Source organism: Halomonas dongshanensis, assembly GCF_024790395.1.
Lineage (GTDB): Bacteria > Pseudomonadota > Gammaproteobacteria > Pseudomonadales > Halomonadaceae > Vreelandella > Vreelandella dongshanensis.
Window position 1 is genome coordinate 20,964 of the sequence record NZ_JAJISC010000005.1, and the last position, 17,667, is coordinate 38,630.

The 17,667-nt window shown below is 61.2% G+C and carries 17 protein-coding genes; 8 read left to right on the top strand and 9 right to left on the bottom strand.

Annotated elements, in window-relative coordinates; genetic code table 11:
• The first annotated feature begins 69 nt into the window (after positions 1 to 69).
• Genes sufC through LLY24_RS11305 form a run of 5 tightly spaced genes read left to right on the top strand, consistent with a single transcriptional unit; the run spans position 70 to position 4,787 of the window.
• Positions 70 to 822: a Fe-S cluster assembly ATPase SufC gene (sufC, locus tag LLY24_RS11285; RefSeq protein ID WP_259036399.1), complete on the top strand. Its 753-nt coding sequence runs from the start codon at positions 70 to 72 to the stop codon at positions 820 to 822.
• Positions 819 to 2,162 (top strand): Fe-S cluster assembly protein SufD, encoded by a 1,344-nt coding sequence (gene sufD, locus LLY24_RS11290; protein WP_259036400.1) that lies wholly within the window; start codon positions 819 to 821, stop codon positions 2,160 to 2,162. The genes sufC and sufD overlap by 4 nt, the downstream gene beginning before the upstream one ends.
• Positions 2,163 to 2,195: 33 nt before the next feature.
• The gene (locus LLY24_RS11295; RefSeq protein WP_259036401.1) at positions 2,196 to 3,458 is read left to right on the top strand and encodes a cysteine desulfurase; all 1,263 of its coding nucleotides are present in this window, start codon (positions 2,196 to 2,198) and stop codon (positions 3,456 to 3,458) included.
• A gap of 16 nt (positions 3,459 to 3,474) precedes the next feature.
• Complete coding sequence (sufT, locus tag LLY24_RS11300; RefSeq protein ID WP_259036402.1) at positions 3,475 to 4,044, top strand: putative Fe-S cluster assembly protein SufT; 570 nt, start codon at positions 3,475 to 3,477, stop codon at positions 4,042 to 4,044.
• 29 nt (positions 4,045 to 4,073) lie between these two features.
• The gene (locus LLY24_RS11305; RefSeq protein ID WP_267135318.1) at positions 4,074 to 4,787 is read left to right on the top strand and encodes a SanA/YdcF family protein; all 714 of its coding nucleotides are present in this window, start codon (positions 4,074 to 4,076) and stop codon (positions 4,785 to 4,787) included.
• A 58-nt stretch (positions 4,788 to 4,845) separates the two neighbouring features.
• Here LLY24_RS11305 and LLY24_RS11310 read toward each other — a convergent pair whose 3' ends face one another.
• The 4 genes from LLY24_RS11310 to LLY24_RS11325 all read right to left on the bottom strand — a co-directional run bounded on the left by LLY24_RS11310 (position 4,846) and on the right by LLY24_RS11325 (position 7,960).
• The gene (locus LLY24_RS11310; protein ID WP_259036404.1) at positions 4,846 to 5,292 is read right to left on the bottom strand and encodes a hypothetical protein; all 447 of its coding nucleotides are present in this window, start codon (positions 5,290 to 5,292) and stop codon (positions 4,846 to 4,848) included.
• 141 nt (positions 5,293 to 5,433) lie between these two features.
• Entirely contained in the window at positions 5,434 to 6,342 is a 909-nt protein-coding gene (gene rimK, locus LLY24_RS11315; RefSeq protein ID WP_259036405.1) for a 30S ribosomal protein S6--L-glutamate ligase, read from the bottom strand.
• A gap of 96 nt (positions 6,343 to 6,438) precedes the next feature.
• A complete protein-coding gene (locus tag LLY24_RS11320; protein WP_259036406.1) occupies positions 6,439 to 6,879 on the bottom strand; it encodes an ATP-dependent zinc protease family protein in 441 nt (146 codons plus the stop codon).
• A gap of 31 nt (positions 6,880 to 6,910) precedes the next feature.
• Positions 6,911 to 7,960, bottom strand: coding sequence for a DUF3549 family protein (locus tag LLY24_RS11325; RefSeq protein WP_259036407.1), 1,050 nt, complete (start codon positions 7,958 to 7,960; stop codon positions 6,911 to 6,913).
• Between the two features lie 360 nt (positions 7,961 to 8,320).
• Here LLY24_RS11325 and LLY24_RS11330 point away from each other — a divergent pair, with 360 nt between their 5' ends.
• Entirely contained in the window at positions 8,321 to 8,656 is a 336-nt protein-coding gene (locus LLY24_RS11330; RefSeq protein WP_259036408.1) for a YqcC family protein, read from the top strand.
• A 97-nt stretch (positions 8,657 to 8,753) separates the two neighbouring features.
• On the opposite strand, the gene LLY24_RS11335 is transcribed toward LLY24_RS11330, so the two are convergent.
• The 5 genes from LLY24_RS11335 to LLY24_RS11355 all read right to left on the bottom strand — a co-directional run bounded on the left by LLY24_RS11335 (position 8,754) and on the right by LLY24_RS11355 (position 15,661).
• Entirely contained in the window at positions 8,754 to 9,392 is a 639-nt protein-coding gene (locus LLY24_RS11335; RefSeq protein WP_259036409.1) for an OmpW/AlkL family protein, read from the bottom strand.
• Positions 9,393 to 9,523: 131 nt separating this feature from the next.
• Complete coding sequence (putP, locus tag LLY24_RS11340; RefSeq protein ID WP_259036410.1) at positions 9,524 to 11,014, bottom strand: sodium/proline symporter PutP; 1,491 nt, start codon at positions 11,012 to 11,014, stop codon at positions 9,524 to 9,526.
• 128 nt (positions 11,015 to 11,142) lie between these two features.
• A complete protein-coding gene (gene putA / locus LLY24_RS11345; protein ID WP_259036411.1) occupies positions 11,143 to 14,334 on the bottom strand; it encodes a bifunctional proline dehydrogenase/L-glutamate gamma-semialdehyde dehydrogenase PutA in 3,192 nt (1,063 codons plus the stop codon).
• Positions 14,335 to 14,482: 148 nt separating this feature from the next.
• The gene (locus LLY24_RS11350; protein WP_259036412.1) at positions 14,483 to 15,283 is read right to left on the bottom strand and encodes an AraC family transcriptional regulator; all 801 of its coding nucleotides are present in this window, start codon (positions 15,281 to 15,283) and stop codon (positions 14,483 to 14,485) included.
• 6 nt (positions 15,284 to 15,289) lie between these two features.
• On the bottom strand, positions 15,290 to 15,661 hold the full coding sequence (locus tag LLY24_RS11355; protein WP_259036413.1) for a hypothetical protein: 372 nt from the start codon (positions 15,659 to 15,661) through the stop codon (positions 15,290 to 15,292).
• A 288-nt stretch (positions 15,662 to 15,949) separates the two neighbouring features.
• Between LLY24_RS11355 and LLY24_RS11360 the strand changes: the two genes are divergently transcribed.
• Both LLY24_RS11360 and LLY24_RS11365 read left to right on the top strand, forming a co-directional pair.
• The gene (locus tag LLY24_RS11360) at positions 15,950 to 16,564 is read left to right on the top strand and encodes a YqaE/Pmp3 family membrane protein (RefSeq protein ID WP_259036414.1); all 615 of its coding nucleotides are present in this window, start codon (positions 15,950 to 15,952) and stop codon (positions 16,562 to 16,564) included.
• Positions 16,565 to 16,733: 169 nt separating this feature from the next.
• Entirely contained in the window at positions 16,734 to 17,603 is an 870-nt protein-coding gene (locus LLY24_RS11365) for a DMT family transporter (RefSeq protein WP_259036415.1), read from the top strand.
• The last annotated feature ends 64 nt before the right edge of the window (positions 17,604 to 17,667 follow it).

The following is a 17,667-nucleotide window of genomic DNA, read 5'->3' on the forward strand; positions in this document are numbered from 1 at the left end:
GCCGCGTCAATCGCTTGATTTAATGAAGGGCGCCACCGGCTTGCGCCCTGGATTCAAAAGGGTATCACGATGCTTCAAGTTAACGATTTGCATGTCACCGTCGAAGGCAAAGAGATCCTCAAGGGGCTTTCTCTGACGATCAACGCTGGTGAAGTTCACGCCATCATGGGCCCCAACGGTGCCGGTAAGTCGACCCTGTCGGCGGTCATCGCCGGTAAGGACGGCTACGAAGTCACCCAAGGTAGCATCACCTTCGAAGGCCAGGACGTACTGGAGATGGAGATCGAAGAGCGCGCCCAGGCGGGCATGCTGTTGGGCTTCCAGTACCCGGTCGAAATTCCAGGGGTGAAGAACATCTACCTGCTCAAGTCCGCCCTCAACGCCATCCGTCAGGCGCGCGGTGAAGGCGAGATGCCTGCGTCCGAGTTCATGAAGCTGGTCAAAGAGAAGCTGGGCTTCATGAAGATGGACCCAAGTTTCTTGCAGCGGGCGGTCAACGAAGGCTTCTCAGGCGGTGAGAAAAAACGCAACGAGATCCTGCAGATGCTGGTGCTCGAGCCCAAGCTTGCGATGCTCGACGAGATCGACTCGGGCCTCGACATCGACGCCATGAAGGTCGTCGCCGACGGGGTCAACAGTCTGCGCGGCCAAGACCGCTCGATCCTGCTGGTTACCCACTACCAGCGCCTGCTCGACTACATCGTACCGGACAAGGTCCACGTGCTGGTCAACGGCCGCATCGTCAAGACCGGTGACGCCGAGCTTGCCAAAGAGCTCGAAGCCAACGGTTACGAAGCGCTAATCGGGGAGTCTGCGGCATGAGCGATACCGCCACCTTTCTAGAGACGCTGAAGGCGCGCAGCCAAGCGCGCGGTGCCGAGCCGACCTGGATGGCGGCGCGGCGCCAGGCGGGTGCGGCCCGCTTCGATGCCCTGGGCTTCCCCACGCGCCGCGACGAGGAGTGGAAATACACCGACGTACGCGCCATCGCCCAGGGTAACTTTGCCTTGGCAGACGACGCTGATTTCTCGCCGGCCAAGGCCGCTACGCTGACGCTGCCTTTGGACGCTCACCGCCTGACCTTCGTCGACGGTATCTTTGCCTCGGCGCTCTCGGATCTCGAGGGCCTACCCCAGGGCGTGCAGCTGGCGCCGCTTTCTCGCGCGCTTGCTGATAACCACGAAGCCGTAGGCGGGCCGCTTGGGCGCCTCACCGGCGTCGAGTTCTCACCGTTCTCGGCGCTGAACATGGCGTTCGTGGAGGAGGGCGCGGTTATCCGCATCGCCCCTGGCACGGTGGTCGAGAAGCCGCTGATCTTGCAGTTTCTTTCGCGCGCCCAAGAGCAGGCCGTGATGGCGCATCCGCGGGTGTTGATCGAAGCGGGGTCGCGCAGTGAAGCCACGGTGATCGAGCACTTCTGCGGTGAGCGCGAGGCGCGTAACTTCACCAACGTAGCGAGTGAGGTCATTCTCGAGCGCGGCGCGATTTTGTCTCACTACAAGCTGCAAGAAGCGCCTCAGGGTGACTTCCACATTGCCAGCATCCATGTCGAGCAGGCGCGTGATAGCCGCTATACCTCGTACAACCTGAACCTGGGGGGGGCGCTGGTACGTAACGATCTGATCAGCGATCTCAACGGTCAGGGGGCCGAGACCCACTTCTACGGCCTATTCTTCGGGCAGGATCGCCAGCACGTGGATAACCACACCAAGGTCAACCACAATGCGCCGCTGACGTTCTCCAACGAGAACTACAAGGGCATCCTGGACGACCGTGCGGTGGGCGTATTCAACGGCCGCGTCTATGTCAAAAAAGACAGCCAGAAGATCGAGGGTTTTCAGAGCAACCAGAACCTCTTGCTCTCTGATCGCGCCCAGATCAACGCCAAGCCCGAGCTCGAAATTTACGCCGATGACGTCAAGTGCTCCCACGGCACCACGACCGGTCAGCTCGATGCCGAAGCGATCTACGCCCTGCGTACGCGCGGCATCGATGAAGCGACCGCACGTGGCCTACTGACGCTCGCCTTCGCCGGTGAAGTGCTCGAAGAGGTGGCGCTCGACGCCATCGCCGAGCGCGTCGAACTCGCCGTAGCGGGTAAGCTGCCGGAGCGTTTCAACCTCGCCGGGCTCGTCGAGACGGCCTCCGCGCTGCACGACTAGCCCTCGCGCTTTTACCACTTATAGGAGTCGTCGATGTCCGAGCATGTCATCGAGAATGCCACCGCTCCCACTGCGCCACTGGATGTGGCGCAGGTGCGCAAGGATTTCCCCATCCTCGAGCGTCGCGTACACGAAAAGCCTCTGGTGTATCTCGACAACGCCGCGACTAGCCAGACCCCGCGTCAGGTTATCGCGACGTTCGACGACTACTTCGCGCGCTACAACGCCAACATTCACCGTGGCCTGCACACCCTGGCGGACGAAGCGACCGCCGCCTTCGAACAGACACGCCACAAGGTGCGGGCGTTTCTAAACGCTGAAGAGGCGCGCCAGATCGTCTTCACCCGCGGCACGACCGAGGCGATCAATCTGGTTGTCCAGAGCTGGGGACGGGCGAATCTAGGCCCAGGCGACGAGGTGCTGGTGTCGCTGCTGGAGCACCACTCCAACATCGTGCCCTGGCAGCTTTTGGCCGCCGAGCGTGGCTTCACCCTCAAGGTGATTCCGGTCGATGCGCGCGGTGCGCTCGATCTTGCCGCTTATCGAGCGCTCTTGAGCGAGCAGACCAAACTCGTGGCGGTGAACCACATATCGAACGCCTTGGGCACCATCAACCCGGTGAGCGAAATGGCGCAGTTGGCTCACGCCGTCGGCGCGCGCATTCTCATCGACGGCGCGCAGGCTGCACCACACCAGCGTATCGACGTACAGGCCATCGACGCCGACTTCTACGCCTTCTCGGGCCACAAGGTTTATGGTCCCACGGGCGTGGGCGCGCTCTACGGCAAGCGCGAGCTGCTAGAGGCCATGCCGCCCTGGCAGGGCGGCGGCGAGATGATCAAAACCGTCTCCTTCGATGCAGGCACGCAGTTCGCCGACATTCCGCACAAGTTCGAAGCGGGAACGCCTGCGATTGCCGAGGTGATCGCTTTGGGGCGGGCGCTTGAATGGGTCGAGGGCGTTGGAATCGAGGCGATTGGCGCTTGGGAACACGTGCTGCTCGAACGCGCGACTCAAGCCGTGAGCGGGATCGACGGCCTGCGTATTCTCGGCACCACGCCTGAGAAGGCGGGCGTGCTCTCCTTCGTGGTCGAGGGGGCCCACGCCCAGGATATCGGTCTTTTGATCGACCAGCTTGGGGTGGCCATTCGCACCGGTCACCACTGTGCTCAGCCGCTGCTGCATCATTTCGGCGTCGAAGCTACCTGCCGGGCGTCGTTTGCCGCGTATAATACCCTCGATGAAGTCGACGTCTTCGTGGCGGCGCTGAAACGAGTGATCGACATGGTGCGCTAAAGCGCTGAGGAGCCTTATGGATATCGAGCAGATCGCGAGCCTGGAGCGCGGCCAGACGTTGCCGCTGCAGCGTGACGTCGACGCTATCGCGATTCCCTTCGGCAAGACGCAAACGCTGACCGAAGACAGCGTGGTCAGTGTCATGCAGGCCAAGGGGAGCTCCGTGAGCGTGGGCTTCGAAGGGCGGCTCTATCTGATCGAAGGCAGCAATCTCGATGCTTTAGGCTTGGAGCCGCTTCCGCGCCCGACCTTACCCGAGACGGCGACGGAGGAGGAGATCGAGCAGTTCGTTTGGGATCAACTGCGCACCTGCTTCGATCCTGAAATTCCGGTCAATATCGTCGATTTGGGGCTGGTTTACGGCTGTCGGATCGAGCGACTGATCAGCGGCGGGCGCATCGTCACCATTCGCATGACGCTAACGGCTCCTGGCTGCGGCATGGGCGACGTTATCGCCGCCGATGCACGCAACAAGATTCTGGGGGCCCCGCAGATCAGCAAGGTGCATACCGAAATCGTTTTCAGTCCACCCTGGAGCCGTGACATGATGAGCGACGAGGCCAAGCTCGAGCTCGGCATGTTCTAATTGCCCGTCGGGGACGTAACGTGGGCACGATGGTTATCAAGTGGATCAAGCGAACATTGATAGCGCTAGGAGCAGCACTGCTTCTGGCGCTTTTGCTGCTATTAGCAGGTAATGCTTGGGTGCTGGCGCAGACCCGCACCTATATCGAGCAGCCGCTTAGCCAGTGTCGCGCCAGCCGAGTAGGGGTGGTGTTTGGTACCTCGAACTGGACGCGTAGCGGTGTGCGTAATCCCCACTTTCACGCCCGTATGCATAGCGCCGCCGAGCTCGTGGCGACCGGCCGCGTCGAGCATCTCCTGCTGTCGGGCGATAACCGTACCCAAGCCTATAACGAGCCACGGGCAATGTGGCGCGACCTGCATCGACGCGGCGTACCGGCCGAGAAGATGACCATGGATTTCGCTGGGTTTAGTACCTACGACACCCTGGCGCGGGCGCACGAGGTGTTTCAGCTCGATGAGGCGGTGCTGGTGACGCAGTACTGGCATCTGCCCCGAGCCATCTATATCGCGCGGGCCATGGGCATGGAGGTGACGGGATGCCTGGCCGAGGCGCCAGCGCCTATCGTCGGGGAGTGGCGGCTACGCATACGCGAATGGTTGGCTCGTGTGGCCACGCTAGGCGATCTCTACCTCTGGGGGAGGGCGCCCTATTTTCTTGGCCCTGCCGAGCCTATCGTCATTCCGGCCGAGCCTGCGCCGGTGGCCCCGGTTGCATTACCCGAAACGCCAGGAACGCGTTAGCCAAGCGCTCTCTTTACGCCAGCAGGTATATATTACGCAGCAGGTGGACAGCGTCGTTTCAGCGACGGCTTTTATGCTTTTGCAGCGCGTAGAGCTCACGAATTAGCTGGCGACATCCCTGCATGGCTTCTTCGACGACCGGCTCGATCGGATCGGGCAGCGGATGGGTGAACAGCGTCGATAACGCCTGCATCAAAACGCGCTCCTGCTCCAGCAGTTCGTTGATCAACACCTGGCTATCGTTGCCGACGAAGCTTTTCAGGCGGCTCCATAGCCAAAGGAAATCATCGCGCTCGACGTCGGCGTCGCGCGGCAGCATCTTCAAATGCGAACGTGCGAGCGACTGAAGCTTACCCAACTGCTTCAAGCGGGTCGTGTAGTAGGGTTTGAGGCGATCACGCAGCGAGGGACGCAGGCGTTCGAGATTGTCTTGGAAATAATCGATGCTGTCGGCCAGCGCTTCCAATACGCTGTCCATCGCCACTTGGCGATTATCAAGGAACATGAGCGTCTACCTCCTTCGGTGACGCAAATTGTGGGGGGGGCGGCGCCTATTTGCCACCCCTAAAAGGGATTATTTTTCAGTCTGTTTCTTATTCTTTAGATGAATCGACCGCTTGGCGCGACGGTTTTTACCCGCTTCAGCTCATCCCTTGGGTTTGGGTGGCACTTTTTTGCTCGGCGCGGCATTCTTTTCGATGTGCTCGATGATCATCCCGGCGATGTCTTTACCGGTGGCGCTCTCGATGCCCTGGAGCCCCGGTGAGGAGTTGACCTCCATGATCACCGGCCCGTGGTTGGAGCGCAGCAAGTCGACCCCGGCCACGCTCAGGCCCATAGCCTTGGCCGCGCGAATGGCGGTTGAGCGCTCTTCGGGGGTGATGCGAATCAGGCTCGCAGTACCGCCGCGGTGCAAGTTGGAGCGGAATTCGCCTTCGGCAGCCTGACGCTTCATGGTAGCGACCACCTTGTCGCCGATGACGAAGCAGCGAATGTCGGCGCCTTTGGCTTCCTTGATGTACTCCTGAACCATGATGTTGGCTTTCATGCCCATGAACGCCTGTACCACCGACTCCGCCGCCTGGTTGGTTTCGGCCAGCACCACGCCGATGCCTTGCGTGCCTTCTAAAAGCTTAATGACCAGCGGGGCACCCTTAACCATAGTGATCAAGTCGGGAATGTCGTCGGGCGAGTGGGCAAAGCCGGTGATCGGCAGGCCGAGCCCCTTACGCGAGAGCAACTGCAGTGAGCGCAGCTTGTCGCGCGAGCGGGTAATCGCCACCGAGTCGTTGACCACGTAAGTGCCCATCATCTCGAACTGGCGCAGTACTGCGCAGCCATAAAACGTGATCGAGGCCCCAATGCGCGGAATGACCGCATCGAACGGCTCGATCTCGGCCCCTTTGTAGTGGATCGAAGGGTGATGCGAGGCGATGCTCATATAGCAGCGCAGGGTATTCACCACGCGGGCCGTATGCCCGCGGCTCTCCGCTGCTTCGACGAGTCGACGCGTAGAGTAGAGATTGCGGTTGCGCGAAAGCAGGGCGATATGCATACAAGGCTCCGGGCCAAAGTAGAGTAAGCGGTAGCGCGTACGGGAAATGGGTATCTAAGATAAGTAAAGCAGTGCCACCGAGTAACGCAATGGCGTTCAGGGTTCGCCGTGCAAAAAGGCGGCCCCTGGCGCTACGAGCAGGCGCCGCATGGCGCGTCGTCCCAGCAGCATGGGGTGGCGCATATTGCTGCGATCGGTCAGCGTCAGCTCGACCGGAAAGGTGAGTTCTCCCATCTGCATTGGTGTGCGGATGACATAACGCCATTCGCTGTGGCCATTAGAGCTGGTCACCCGGCGACGATCGTGCAGGTGGAGCTTGCAGCGGTGCATCGGCGTGTCGGGGCCGCCACTATGCGTCACGAAGCTGACCCACAGCTGGCCTTGATCGTCCTCGTGGGTTTCGATCTCTTCGGCGTGCAGTGCCGAGGTACGGGCACCGGTATCGGCCTTACAGCAAAGGTGCAGCTTGAGTTCCGGTAGCGTCACCATTTCGCGACGACCGATCACGGCCTTCACTTGATAGGGAAGTTCCTTCACCGTCGATTCCTCTTGAGTGTCGAAGTGGCGCTCATGAGCGCGGCGTCACACGTGCCGTAGACGTCATCATAGCCAATCGCCGGGCCATCTTGGAGTCGGTGGGTGCATCACGAAGCTGCATCATCACCAGTAAACGCAGGCGCGGAATTAGCGCCAGGTCACGCACTACGGCGGCGAAATCCTGTCGCGGGTCGTCGGCCAAGCGGATGAGAAAGCGGGTTAGGCGTTCGGCATGCTCCAGCTGCGGCCAGCCGCGTCCGGCTATGGCGGCGAGGGTGTCGGGGCCGCACGCGTGGGCGTCTTCTAGCACGGCATCGTACCAGGTGCCAGCCGCAGCTGCCTGGCTGCTACCTACACTGCGAAGGCAGGCACAGAAGGTTTCGAGATCGCCTTCGCGAGCGGCTTGTTCACCGCGCGCGCTGAGGGCAGCGGCTAGCCTAGGGGCAACGTCGATGTGCTCCAGGCAGTAGCAGAGCGAGTGCAACACCTCGGCCGGCAGCGCATCGAGGCGCTGGGCAAGCGTGGTGCTGGTCTCAGCGTCCAGGCGTACCACCACATCGGCGATGCCTTGAAGGCCCAACGCCTGCCAGTCAAGCGTCTGGCTGCCATCCAGGTAGGCCTGGGCGAGCTCGAAGTGCTGGCTTGCTGGCAGAGCGCGATCATGGGTAGCACGGGCATTGAGCAGCGCCTGGAAGGTAAGGCTCGGGGTAAACGCTAATGGGTTGTCCTGCATCAAATGCTCGGCGTCGGCCGCTGCAGGTTCACCGACCTGTAAGACACTGCGGCCCAGGGTTTCCAAGAGCCGCTGAAGGAAGGCGTCGCGCGGCGCGGGAGAGAGCATCCCTTGTTCATCCAGCGGCAGCGCCAGAAACCAAATGGCGGGCTCCGGCATGTCGCCTAAGCGAAAGAGCACCGCGATGCGCGCCTGGCCTTGCCACGGCTCGGGCCAGGCCAGTTGCTGCTGCTCGAAGGCGAGTAGCGTGTCGCGGGCGCAGGGCACCACGCGGCGGCCCAGATGATAGAGCGTCACCTCGGCACCGCTGCGGGTGAAAAAGTCGCAAAGGGTGTGAATCGGTTGCATAGCGTCCTTCCGAAGAACAAGCGTGCACTCTACCTTGCCGATGCCGGGCTGTCAGCCTTGCTCTTCGATAAATCATGGCCTTGCTTGGCATCGTTCCAAGCGTGGATAAATCGAGGCGATCAAAAAATGAGCACCTTGCGTAAGCGCCCGTCGTTGTAACGCTTGCGCACTCTTTCCATAGTTTATCCACAGGCTCTTTCAAGTTTTCTGTGCATTGTCGGTGAGGTGTGGAAAACGCCGGGTATAGTGTTTGCGAGTAGTCCCTGTCAACAGCACTTGTCAGCAGTGCCGCCTGTGGTAGCCAGTGGCGTCCATGCCAGGGATAATGACCGCCCCTTTCGTTAGTCCATGCGAGGCATCATGCATATACACGACCAGCTCCAGCTTGCCTTGGACGAGCTCGAGGTCCGACTCGATGCGGCCGGTCTATGGCAGCTAGATATCCCTGAGGCATCCGCCTTCGCAAGCCAGGAGCCGTTTTGCATCGACACCATGTCGCTTCCCCAGTGGCTGCGCTTCGTCTTCATCGCTCGCCTGCAAGCGCTGGTGGATGCACGCGCGGCGCTGCCGGCAAAATGTGACGTGGCGCCTGCTCTTGAAGCTTACATTGCCCAAGAGAAGCGCCCGATGGCGGGCCAAGCGGCACTGATCGGCGCACTCAGGCACGTCGACCAACTGGTGACTGATCACGCCTAAATACCGGGTGGCGTAAAACATACGCGCCCCGGCCGCTGGCCGAGGCGCTGTAGCAAAGCCGTCAGGGCGCCGAACTGCTTGTGCCCTAGCGCTCAATTCAAAAGCGGTAGCTCACCCCCGCCATTACCACCACGGGGTCGATCTCGACGCTACCCGCAGCGCTGCCGCCCACGCTTGCATCCGTGTCGATATCGAGATACCAGGCGGCGGCGTTAAGCGCCCAATGCTCGTCGATCAACAGATCCACGCCGACCTGACCGGCTGCCCCCCAGCTGTTGTCCAAATGTAAATCGACGCCTTCGATGTCCACCTGCTCGCTGGAGAAGCGAGTGTAGTTGACCCCCACGCCTGCATACGGCTGCACGCGCGAGTCGCTTCCGCCCAGCGGGTAGTACTGCAGCGTCAGCGTAGGCGGTAAGTGCTTGGTCGAGGCGATGTTGGCGCCATTTAGGTGGATGTCGTGCTCGAAGGGCAGGGCGGCGAGCAACTCTACCCCGAATTTGTCGTGAAAACGGTAGCCAAGGGTGAAGGCAAAATCGGTCTTGTCCTGAACGTCTACCGCCAAATCGCCCAGCGCCGTGTCGAGCGTGCCGTTACCGCCTTTGGGTGAGACCTTCGCCACACCGATCCGCGTATAGACGTCCCCCGCCCCGTAGGCCAACGCCTGGCCACTGCCGACAAGACTTGCCACCGCAATACCGGCGATCAAAAACGAAGAACGTGAAGGGGTGTGCATGCTGAGCTCCTTAGCGTATGAACCGTACCGCGCTACCTTAACCACGCGAGCGCCCAAGGGTATTGACTCAGCGCAAGGGCAGACGCAAAAGGCCGCCCGAAGGCGGCCTGATAAGCAGCATACGCGCGCGACTAGCGTTCGATATGCTGATACTCGCCGGCATCGGCGGTCATGTTGCTGACCACGACGATGGCGATGAGGGAGGCGATGAAGCCGGGGATGATCTCGTAGACGCCGGGGCCGCCGAGGAACTCGCCGTTGAAGCCTAGCGCCACCCAAACGATGACCGTGAGCGCGCCGACCACCATACCGGCAATGGCGCCCGCGCCGTTGGTGCGCGACCACATCAGTGAAAGCAGGATCAGCGGGCCGAAGGCGGCGCCAAAACCGGCCCAGGCGTTACTGACTAATCCCAGCACCTGCGAGTTCTCGTCCGATGCGATGATTGCCGCGGCGATGCCGACGAGTACTACGCTGATACGGCCGACGGTGACGATCTGTTTCTCCGAGGCCTGCTTGTTTAAAAACAGGCGATAGAAGTCTTCGGTCAATGAGGAGGAGGCCACCAAGAGCTGGCTGGAGATCGTACTCATTACCGCTGCCAAGAGGGCCGCGTAGAGGAAACCGGTAATCAGCGGATGGAAAAGTAGGTTGGCCAGCACGATGAAGATGGTTTCCGGGTCGGCGATTTCCATACCGTTACGAATGGCGTAAGCGCGTCCGAAGATCCCCAGCGATACCGCGCCGATTAGCGAGATCGCCATCCAGCTCATACCGATATTACGCGCCGTGGGTACGTCCTTGACCGAGCGGATGGCCATGAAGCGCACGATGATGTGAGGCTGGCCAAAATAGCCAAGGCCCCAGGTCACCGCCGAGAGCCAGCCGATGAAGGTTAGCCCAGAGGTCCACGACAGTAGCGTGGGGTCGACGCTGTTCAACGTCTCCGACGCTTGCGAAAAGCCGCCACCGCCTTCGCCAAAAAGCACCACGGCGGGCATAATCACCAGCGCCAGCATCATGATGCAGCCCTGAACGAAGTCGGTCAGGCTTACGGCAAGAAAGCCGCCGACCACGGTATAGATCAACACCACACCCAGCGTCACGATAACGCCAGTGGCGTAGTCGCTCAGCCCGCCGATGCTGATGATGTCGGCGAAGGCGCTTTGGAACAGCTTACCGCCAGCAACCAAGCCTGATGCGGTATAAACGGCGAAGAACAGTACGATGACGATGGCCGAAACGGTGCGCAGCGACATCGCCCGGGTGGGGAAGCGGTTAGCCAAAAAGGCTGGAATGGTGATGGCGTTGCCGTAGTGCACCGTCTGCTCGCGCAAACGCGGGGCTACCAAAAGCCAGTTGAAGAAGGCGCCGACGAAGAGGCCGATGCCGATCCAGGCCGAGCCTAGCCCCGAGACGAACATGGCCCCGGGCAGCCCGAGCAGCAGCCAGCCGCTCATATCGGATGCCCCGGCGGAGAGCGCCGCCACCTTGGGGCTCAAGGTGCGCCCGCCCAGCACGTAGTCCTCCGAGGTCGACGTCGAGGTGCGCATGGCGTAGAGGCCAAGCGCGATCATGAGCGCGAAGTAAGCGAAAAGGCTGATCCAAACGCCGATATCCATAACGTTTCCCCTGATGATCCGGTCGGGTGTTCCGATCCGGCTTGTTGTTGTCGACGCCTCAGGTAGGTATACCTCACCCCCGAATGGGGGTGAGCGTCAGAGCAGAGGCGTCGCCTAGCGTGAGAAGATCACTCGTCGCCCAGCGCCAGAAGCGAGGCGTTGCCGCCAAGCGCTGCCGTGTTGTTGGTGATGGTCTTCTCGGTGATGAAGCGCAGCAGGTAGTGCGGTCCGCCTGCTTTGGGGCCGGTGCCGGAGAGGCCCTGGCCGCCAAAGGGCTGCACGCCCACTACGGCGCCAATGATATTACGATTGATGTAGACGTTGCCTACCCGAATTTTCCGCGCTATTTCAGCGGCGAAGGATTCGTTGCGGCTATGGACACCGAAGGTGAGACCGTAACCCCGGGCGTTGATGTCGTCGATTACCTTGTCGAGCGTGCTGGCCTTGTAGCGCACCAGGTGCAGCACGGGGCCGAACTGCTCGCGATCCAGCGCATCGATGCTGTCGATCTGAAACGCCACGGGCGCGACGAAGGTGCCGTTGGCCGTAGCGTCGCCGGGCATCGGCGTCTCGGCGATCAGGCGACCTTCGCCTTTCAAGCGCTCGATATGCGCGAGCAGATTACGCCGCGCCTCGTCGTCGATGACTGGGCCGACATCGGTGCCTAGATCGCGCGGGTCGCCGATGCGAAGCTCGTTCATCGCTCCCTTCAGAATTTCGATGACCCGATCAGCCACGTCATCCTGAACGTAAAGTACGCGCAGCGCCGAGCAGCGCTGACCGGCACTTTGGAAGGCCGAATGAATCACGTCCATCACCACCTGTTCGGGCAGCGCGGTGGAGTCGACGATCATGGCGTTCATGCCGCCGGTCTCGGCGATGAGCGTGGGCAGCGGCGCATTGTCGCGCGCGGCAAGCGCGCGGTTGATGATCTGGGCGGTATCGGTGCCGCCGGTGAAGACCACGCCGGTGATGCGCGGGTCCGAGGTCAGTACGCTGCCGACCGTCGGGCCATCGCCGGGCAGTAGCTGAACCACGTCGCGCGGCATACCGGCTTCGTAGAGCAGCTCGATGACGCGGTGGGCGACGATGGAGGTCTGCTCGGCGGGCTTGGCCAGTACGGTATTACCCGCCACCGCTGCGGCGACCACCTGGCCGCAGAAGATCGCCACCGGGAAGTTCCACGGGCTGATGGCCGCAAACACGCCCTTGCCGCCGATCAGCAGGCGGTTGGATTCGCCGGTGGGGCCAGGCAGCTCGATGGGGGCGCCGAAGCTCTCCTCTGCGCGCATGGCGTAGTAGCGGCAGAAATCCACCGCCTCTTTGATCTCGTCGACGCCGTCGGTGAGCAGCTTACCGCCTTCACGCGAGCAGAGCGTCATCAGCTCCGCCATATGCTCTTCCATCAAGTCGCCAAGACGGCGCAGGATGGCCGCGCGCTCGGCAACCGGCGTGGCGTCCCAGCGGGGGAAGGCGTTCCAGGCAGCGTCCAGGGCCTTCTCGGCCTGCTCCCGAGTGGTCCACTGCACGCTACCGACCGCTTGATTACGCGCGTAGGGCGAGGTCACGGCGTGGGTGTTGCTGGCTTCATCATTGACATCGAAGGCGAGCAGCGGCTTGGCGACGTAGCGCTTGTCCATGAAGGTCGCCATCGACTCCATCAGTGGCGTGTAGTGGCTGCGGATGTTCAGGTTGACGCCACGCGCGTTGAGGCGCTTGGGCCCGAAGATGTCGCGCGGTAGCGGAATACGCGGGTTGGCATAGGTGTCGTACTGGTTCAGCGTCTCGATCGGGTGCTTACACAGCCACTCCACCGGCACTTCGGGGTCGACCAACTGGTGTACGAAGGAGGAGTTGGCGCCGTTTTCCAGCAGGCGACGCACCAGGTAGGGAAGCAGGTCTTTGTGCGCGCCGACCGGGGCGTAAACGCGGCAGTAGGTGCCTTTGGGCGCGCGGGGGAGGGCGGCGTCATACAGCGCTTCGCCCATGCCGTGCAGGCGCTGGAACTCGAAGGGGCGGCTGGTACGGTTGGCAAGCTCGATGATGGCGGTAACGGTATGGGCGTTGTGCGTCGCGAACTGAGGGAAAATCTGCCCGCGGGTATCCTCGGAGAGCAAAAACTGCGCGCAGGCCAAATAGGCCACGTCGGTGCACGCCTTGCGGGTATAGACGGGGTAGCCATCCACGCCAAGCTGCTGGGACTCTTTGATCTCGCTATCCCAATAGGCACCTTTCACCAGGCGCAGCGGAATTTCGTCACCTTGCTGCTGCGAGAGGCGGTTGAGGTAGTGCAGTACCGGCAGCGCGCGCTTGGAGTAAGCCTGCACTACCAAGCCGAAGTGGCCCCAGCCCTTGACCGCTTCGCTTTCGAAAACGGCGCGGAAGACTTCGAGCGAGAGCTCCAGGCGATCGACCTCTTCGGCGTCGATGGTAACGGCGACGCTGAGCTCGCGCGCTTTGGTCACCAGCTGAATGACGGTATCGACCAGCTCCTTGAGCACCTGCTCGCGGCGGCCGAATTCGTAGCGTGGGTGCAGCGCCGAGAGTTTGATCGAGATCGACGGCGCCGGGGTGCGTTTGTCCAGCCGCTTACCGGCCTGGCCGACCTGCTCGATGGCGCGGGCGTAGTCGTCGAAGTAGCGTTTGGCATCGGCGCGGGTGCGCGCGGCTTCGCCAAGCATGTCGTAAGAGTAGGTGTAGCCCTTGTTGAACAGCGGCGCCGAGCGCTTGAGCGCCTCGCGAATGTTGCGCCCAAGGACGAACTGCTTACCCATGATCTTCATCGCTTCCATCATGGCGCGACGGATCACTGGCTCGCCCATGCGGTTGACCATGCGATTGATGAAGCTTGCCGGTTTGCCTTCGCGCGGCTGATCCATCTTCAGCACGCGACCGGTCATCAGCAGACCCCAGGTCGAGGCGTTGACCATCCAAGAGTCGCTCTGGCCGACGTGGGCCTGCCAATCGGCAGGGCCGAGTTTGTCTTCGATCAAGGCATCGGCAGTGGCGGGGTCGGGGATGCGCAGCATCGCCTCGGCCAGGCACATCAGCATCAGCCCTTCGTGGGTATCCAGGCTGTACTGCTGCAGTAGCTCGTCGATGGTGTCGACGGCGGTATCCATCTTGCGCACGTCGCGTACCAGATCGGCGGTCTTGCTCTCCAGGCGGGCGAAATCATCGCCATCGCTATTCAAAAGAGCGACCAGCTCACCTACGAAGGCATTTTCATCAACGATGTAGTGATCGCTGATACGGGCCATCAGCGTATCGAGATCGGTTTGCCACACGGCAGGGTCGCGCATTTTCTTGGCGTTAAGCATGGGATTCCCCGGAGAGTTGAACCAAAACGAACAGGCCACGGGCGCAAGCCGAGCCAACGCTCGAATGTAGAGCGCCCGCACCGCGGGTGTATGTCCGTTTCATGGTAAAACGTGTCAATTTCGCGGTAAGCGCGTTACGTTTACAACCTTAGTTAAGCTTGTTTGAGGCTGCCAGAATGGGGTCATGCTGGCGCTCGGCCTGGCGCAGTGAGCGCGGCGAGATCCCGAAGCTGCGACGAAACGCATGAGAGAGCGCGCTCTGGTTGGCAAAGCCCGTTTGCAGGGCAATGTCGGTCAGCGGCAAGCGGCTCGTGGCGATCAACTGGCGCGCTGCACTTAGGCGCTGGCGCTTGACGTACTGCCACGGTGAGAGCCCGGTCTGGGCGCGAAAGCGCTCGGAAAAATGTGCTTCGCTCAAGCACGCCACTCGGGCAAGGTCGGCCACGCGCAGTTCTTCGGCTAGGTGGCGCAGGATGTAGCGGTTGAGCTGGTCGAGATCCAGGCGCCCCGGCGCGCCCCCGGGCGTGCTGCCCAGGCGCGCCTTGAGCGCGCCGAGCAGCGTCGCGGCGATGCGCTCCTGCTGTCCCGAGGGTACTGCACTGCCTAGCGCGAGTTCGCTCTCGATGAAGGCGAGATAGTGGCGCAGCGAAGTATCGAGGGCAAAAAAACGCGGCGCATCGAACAAGGCGACCAGCTCGCGGTGCTCGCCGGTCAGGGCAGGGGCATCGGCGGGCAAATCGAGAATCAACTGGCGGTTGTAGCCGTTACCCGAGTAGTAGTGCTCGTGATTGGCGGGCACGATGCAGCCGGAAAAGGCGTTAACGTGACCGCCGAGCCCTTCGATCTCGAACTCCGCCGAGCCGCATAGGGTGATCACGATCTGGTGGAAGTCGTGGGCATGGTGGTGGGTGTCGCTCTCTAGCGGCGCCTGGCGGATGATGCTCTGCATGCGCGCTTAGCGCTCCATGGCGCGTTCGCGCAGAGCGGTGTGCGCTGCTAGATGATCACGCAGGATTTGAAGTTCCTCCTGGCCCTCACGGTTGAGTAGCGGTTTACCCTGGGCGATCTGCCAGCGGCGGCCGTGTTCGTCCATCAAATGCGCTGCGCGACGGCGAACGCCGTCAAGATACTCGTTATGGCGAATGGGATAGCCGATGATGGTGTGCCACTCGGCGTCGCTCACCTGGCTTGCCAAGGCCTTATCGAAAAGCGCCAGTAAATCCTTGGCTTCGGTGCGATAACGCGGCGTACGCGCGGTGAGCAGCACTAATAGTACGGCCGCGATGACCACCAAGCAGACGCCGAAAACCAGTAGATAGAGTGCCATGGAAACATTCCCCGTAGGTACAATCACGCCGAAAGCGAGGGCTAGTATACGCTGGCGGCGGGTATGAACGAAAATTTTGCCTCTTGACGAACTTTTTATTTTCAGCGTGTCTGAGTAAGGGACAGGCAACCAGCGATAGCAGTCGCTAGAAGTGTTGCACTGGCTTATGTTCTCGATCCCTTGCTTTCGCTGCTCCTTGAGCAGCGTTTTTTTTATTTATACTGCGCCTTACGAACACGCTATCACCATGTGTTCATCAACGCAGCACGCATCGGCGAAGGAGCGACAATGGACGCACGAGAGTACCTCAACCGCAAAGGGGTGGGGCAAGAGCGCGAACAAGACCGCCCCAATACGCTCGAAGAGAAGGCCTGGGAACGCGCCCGTGGCTCTGGCGACCAGCGCCCAAAGGCGGGCACGCCTCACGACTGGGAAGATTGGGAGCGTTTTCACGCTGATCTAGCCGCAGGGGCGAAAACCCTCGAGCAGAAAATCGATAAGGAGGCACACCGTCGCGAGGCTAGCGGTCGCGAGCGTAGCGCGCCTTCCATACCCTCGCAGGCATCGGCTGGCACGCCGTCAAGCAGTGATAGCAGTGATGTCGAGCACTTCGACCCAAAGCAGCAGGCCGCAGTCGAACATAGCGCGCCTGCCTCCTCGGTAAGCGTTGCCCCGGCGCCTACTGCGCCTGCTTCGGTGCCCGCTGCATCAGAACGGACACGCACAGGGAAAGACATTGCTGGCGGCGAGCGCCTGGCCTTGTACGCCCTTGCCGTGGTGCTACCGCCGCTTGCCGTAGCGCTTGCCGAAGGCGGTGGACGCCGGGTAGCGATCAACCTCGTGCTTACCCTGCTTGGTTGGGTGCCGGGTGTTATGCATGCGTTTTTTTGGCTGCGTCGCTAGGCGATGGGTCTGCTAAAGGGCTATTCATCCCTAGCGCAGCCAATCACATAGCTCATTACGTAGCCCTGAACGTAGCTCATTACATAGCCCAGGACGTAGCTCATTACATAGCCAAGTGCGAATCGTCGCCGTATACTCGCGTAAACTTTGAATCGATAAGAGGTTTACCATGGGGTATCTGGTTGGCGTTACCGCGCTTTGGGCGTTCTCCTTTTCGCTGATCGGGGTCTACTTGGCAGGGCAAGTAGATAGCTATTTTGCCGTGCTGATGCGGGTCGTGCTCGCGACCTTGGTGTTTCTGCCGTTTTTGCGCCCACGCCTGCTCACTGGGCGCGCTAGGGTCGTGCTGATGGCCTTGGGAGCCATCCAACTTGGCGTCATGTACACCTTGCTCTATCAGTCGTTTTTACTGCTGTCGGTGCCCGAAGTTCTGCTCTTCACTATCTTTACGCCGGTCTATATTGCCCTGCTCGACGATCTGCTCTTCGGGCGCTTTACCCCCATCTATCTCGTCACCGCCATCATCGCGGTCATCGGCGCCGGGGTGATTCGCTACGACGGGCTCAATAGTGATTTCTGGTTGGGATTTATCGTCGTTCAGGGGGCCAACCTCTGCTTCGCCATCGGCCAGGTAGGCTACCGGCGTCTGGCGGCCTCACTGCCTTCATCGCTCCCCTGGCACAACGTTTTCGGCTGGTTCTTCATCGGCGCCTTGGTCGTTGTGCTGCCCGCCTTTTTGCTTTTCGGTAATGCGCATATGCTGCCCAGCACCCCGGTGCAGTGGAGCGTGCTGGCGTGGCTTGGTTTGGCGGCTTCGGGGGGCGGCTATTTCCTATGGAACCAGGGCGCTACCCGAGTAGATGCGGGGACACTTGCGATCATGAACAACGTGCTGATCCCAGCCGGCCTACTGGTCAACCTGGTGATTTGGAACCGTGATGCCGATCTTTTACGTCTGGGCGTGGGCGCGCTGATCATCGCGCTCTCGCTGTGGCTCAATCAGTGGTGGCTGAAGCGCCAAGCGCTGGCGTCGAGCTAGGTACTGAAAACGTAAGCACTGAAAGCTTAAGCATTGAAAGCTTAAGCATTGAAAGCCCCTTGAA